This is a genomic window from Pauljensenia hongkongensis (genome assembly GCF_001746855.1).
GTDB classification, from domain to species: Bacteria; Actinomycetota; Actinomycetes; order Actinomycetales; family Actinomycetaceae; genus Pauljensenia; species Pauljensenia hongkongensis.
In genome coordinates this window covers 229,619-233,563 of the sequence record NZ_CP017298.1, presented here as the reverse complement: position 1 = coordinate 233,563, position 3,945 = coordinate 229,619, and the positions used below count along the sequence as shown (strand labels likewise).

Sequence of the window (3,945 nt, the reverse complement as noted above, 5' to 3'; positions counted from 1 at the left end):
CACGGGGCCCGCGGTGCCACGACCCCCGAACTGGTTGTCCCATCGGCCCCCGCCGCGAGCAGGGTGCCCGTGGCGGGCCCTCCGGCCCGCCAGGGGTTCGGGCGGTGCCCCCAGCGGGCACGGGGCTCCGCGCGGGCGGTCGATCGGGCGAGTGCCGCCGTTTCGCCCACGGCCGCCCGGGGTATCGTGCACAATAGGTGTATGTCGTACGTAGAGATGCATCCGGTGAATCCTCAGAAGCGCTTCGTTGACAAGGTGGTCGGCCTGTTGCGCGAGGGCGGGGTCGTCGCCCTGCCCACGGACTCGGGGTACGCGATCGCGTGCCGCCTGGGCAACAAGGCGGGCATGGACACGATCCGCGACGTGCGCCGCCTCGATGACAAGCACAACTTCTCCCTGCTGTGCTCGTCCTTCGCCCAGCTCGGCGAGCTCGTGATCCTCGACAACCACGAGTTCCGCACGATCAAGGCGCTGACCCCCGGCCCCTACACCTTCATCCTGCGCGGCACCAAGGAGGTGCCCCGTATGACGCTCAACAAGAAGAAGCACACGGTCGGGGTCCGCCTGCCCGACCACGCCATCACGCAGGCCGTCGTCTCCGCCCTGGGCGAGCCCCTCCTGTGCTCGACGCTGATCCTGCCGGGCGAGACCGAGCCGTTGACGGACGGCCGGGAGGTCGACGAGAGCATCGGCTCCAGGGTCGACCTGGTGGTCGTCGGGCCCGTGGGTGACGCCGAGCCGACGACGGTCGTCGACTTCACCTCCGGAACCGCCGAGGTGGTGCGCCGCGGCGCGGGGGACGTGTCCCTTTTCGAGTGACGGACGGCTGGAACCGGCGCCTGGATCCCACGCCCCTGGAGGGAGGGGCGCCGATCCGCCTCGACCTGCCCTGCGCGGTGGCAGGAGCGGACGGCCCGGGCCTGGAGGGGCTCGCGCGCGCGGGCACGCCACTGGTCGGCGAGCCCTGCCGTGTCGGGGGCGTCGAGATGGTTCCCGCGACGTTCCTGTGGCGCAGTGCCCGCCCGGGGACGGCCTGCGTGGCGCTCCACCTCAGTTCCCTCACCGACAACCACCGCGAGGATCTGCGTCCGGCTCTCATGGAACCGGTGGGGGCGACCGGCTGGTGGGCTCTGTGCTGCCTGCTGCCCAGCGACGGGGTGCTGAGCTACCAGGTCGTCGAGTCCGCCTCGCCCATCCCATCCGGTACCGGCCGCACCAGGGACGGGTGGCTGGCCTTCCACATGGCCGGACTGGCAGACCCCCACTGCCCGGGCGCCATCGCCAACGGGCGCGCGATGCCCGCCTCGTTGTGGCACGGGCCCTCGGCGCGCGCCCACCCGGACTGGGCGCGCGCCCATGGGCCGGACGCGGCGGGGTCCGGGGTGGAGGTCGTGGAGGCCGTGCGCAGCCGGGGCGGCGGCTGCGGGGCCCGTTCGGTGGAACTCGTCCGGGGCGTCGGGCGGGGCGGCGCCGGTCAGGAGCCCGGTGTCCTCGTGCTCTTCGACGCGGCGAACTGGCGGGCGAACGGCGTGGTGCGGGCACTGTCAGGGCGTACAGGGCAGTGGGATCTCGTCCTCGTGGACACAGGGCGGTCCCTCCGGCGCGAGGCCGCGCTCACGGACCCGGGGCGGGTGGAGGCGCTGGTCGGGGCCATCGCGGGAGTCGTGGGCGCGGAGCGCCCCATGGTGGTCTGCGGCCAGTCCTACGGGGGCCTCGCTTGCGCGCACCTGGCGTTGACGCGCCCGGATCTGGTCGCCGTGGGCGTGTGCCAGTCGGGATCGTACTGGGTGGGCGGACCGCAGCGCGGCAGGGGAGAGGGGTCCTTGCTGCGGGGCCTGACCGGGGGATCCCTGGTGCCCGCCGCCGACGCGCGGGTCGTCGTGCAGGTGGGCAGCCACGAGGCGGGGATGGTGGGGTTGGCCCGGTCCTTCGCCGCGGCGGCGGGGGAGGCGCTGGTGGGCTACCGGGAGTACCGGGGCGGCCACGACTACGCGTGGTGGCGCTACGGTCTCTCCGACGCCCTCGACCGGATCTCTGCGATGTGAGAGGGATGCAACGAGAACGGGACTGCCGCCTCTCGTCGATTTAGATTAGGCTAGCCTTGCCTTTAGTGACCATGGGAGTATCCCGTACCGAATGGAGGAGCAGTGGGAATCGCTCGTAAACTCGGCGCCACGGCGGTGGCGCTCGCAATGACCCTTTCACTGGCCGCGTGCGGGCGCGGCCCGGACGGGCCCGCCTCAGCGGGGGGCGCTGCGGAGTCCGGGGGGGCCACGCGCACCGTGGTGGACGCCAACGGCGAGCAGGTCACCGTCCCCGGCCGTCCGTCCCGTGTGGTCACGCTCTCCGAGCCCACCACCGACAACGCTTTGGCGCTGGGCGTCACGCCCATCGGGGCCGTCGCCGGGCGCGGGCAGGACACCGTTGCCAACTACCTGGCCGACCGCGCTGGTTCCGTGGCGGTCCTCGGCTCCGTCGGCAAGCCCAACGTGGAGGCCATCGGCGCGGCCAAGCCGGACCTCATCCTCGTCGATGGCACTTCCATCAAGAACGATCCCGACGCGCTCGCCTCGTTGAAGGAGACGGCCCCGGTGGTCTACACCGGCGACGCCGGGGGCGACTGGCGGGCCAACTTCCAGGTCACCGCCGACGCCCTCAACCTCAAGGACCAGGGCGAGGCGAAACTCGCCGAGTACGACGCCCACGTCTCCGCAGTCTCGGCCGGGCTCGCCGCAGCCGGCTACCTCGACCAGACGTACTCCGTCGTCCGCTGGCAGGGCGACACCGCGGGCCTCATCCTCAAGGAGCTGCCCGCCGGGCGCGCCCTGAGCGACCTCGGCATGAAGCGCCCCGCCAACCAGGACAGGGAGGGCCCGGGCCACTCCGAACCGGTCTCCCTGGAGAACATCGACCAGATCGACGCCGACTGGATCTTCTTCGGCACCCTGGGCGGCTCCTCGGTCAACAACCCGAGCGCGGGCGGCAGCGCCGGCGTCGAGGCGTCCCGCCAGGCGCTGGAGGAGGCCCGGCAGACCCCCGGCTTCGCCGGTCTCGGCGCCGAGCAGGCCGGCCACGTCGTCCCCGTCGACGGCTCCGTGTGGACCTCGACCGGCGGCTACATCCTCATGGACACGATCGTGTCCGACATCGAGTCGACCTTCCTGAAGTGACTGTTGGGCGTTCGCGGCACCGCTGAGCGGAGGGGGCCCGCGCTGCGCCGGAGCGCGGGCCCGTCCGGCTCCCGATCCGGGTGCCGTCCGCCGTTGCTCCGCGGGGCTCCCGTGTTCAGCGTCTGCGCCCTCGTGCTGTTCCTCTCCATGGCCACCTCCCTCGCCATCGGTTCGCGCGTGCTCTCCCCGGCCCAGGTCTGGCAGGCGCTCACGGGCACGGGGACGCCGATCGACACCGAGGTGGTGGTCCGGATGCGGGTCCCGCGCACCATCGCCGGCCTCGTCGTCGGATGCGCGCTCGGCCTGGCAGGAGCCGTCATGCAGGCGCTCACGCGCAACCCCCTGGCCGATCCCGGGATCCTCGGGGTCAACGCGGGAGCGGCCCTCGGAGTCGTGAGCGCCTGCGCCGCGACCGGGGTTTCCACGCAGGCGCGCAACGCCACCGCCGCCCTGGCCGGGGCGCTGGCCGCCTCCTGCGCCGTCCACCTGCTGGCGGGGCGCGGCGGTCCCGGTTCGCGCGCCCGCCTGGCACTGGCGGGCATCGCCCTCACCGCGGCCCTGTCCTCGCTCACGCAGGCGGTCGTCCTCGCCGACCAATTCGCTTTCAACGAGTTCCGCCACTGGGTGTCGGGCTCCCTCGAGGGCGTGCGCTTCTCCTCGCTGGCGTGGGCGGGCGCGCCCTTAGCGGTCGGCGCCGTCATCGCCGCGCTCCTCGGCCCGGCGCTGGGCGCCCTCGCCCTCGGGGACGAGGCCGCGGCCGGGCTGGGCGTGCGGG

4 protein-coding genes are annotated in these 3,945 nt (G+C 73.3%); all 4 read left to right on the top strand.

All coding sequences use genetic code 11. The features are described from left to right. Nucleotides 1–201: 201 nt before the first annotated feature. Nucleotides 202–819, top strand: a complete 618-nt coding sequence (locus tag BH719_RS01040) for an L-threonylcarbamoyladenylate synthase (RefSeq protein ID WP_009399998.1) — start codon at nt 202–204, stop codon at nt 817–819. Further along, on the top strand, nt 816–2,045 hold the full coding sequence (locus BH719_RS01035; RefSeq protein WP_009399997.1) for an enterochelin esterase domain-containing protein: 1,230 nt from the start codon (nt 816–818) through the stop codon (nt 2,043–2,045). Before BH719_RS01040 ends, BH719_RS01035 begins: the two co-directional genes overlap by 4 nt. A gap of 102 nt (nt 2,046–2,147) precedes the next feature. Then, nucleotides 2,148–3,170 (top strand): ABC transporter substrate-binding protein, encoded by a 1,023-nt coding sequence (locus BH719_RS01030; protein ID WP_009399996.1) that lies wholly within the window; start codon nt 2,148–2,150, stop codon nt 3,168–3,170. A gap of 132 nt (nt 3,171–3,302) precedes the next feature. Next, the coding region (locus tag BH719_RS09925) for a FecCD family ABC transporter permease (RefSeq protein WP_245683296.1) at nt 3,303–3,945 on the top strand (643 nt) is incomplete at its 3' end.

Bases quoted from the DNA above. Each gene is read 5' to 3' on its own strand.
- BH719_RS01040 (WP_009399998.1), top strand. From the start codon at position 202: ATGTCGTACGTAGAGATGCATCCGGTGAATCCTCAGAAGCGCTTCGTT.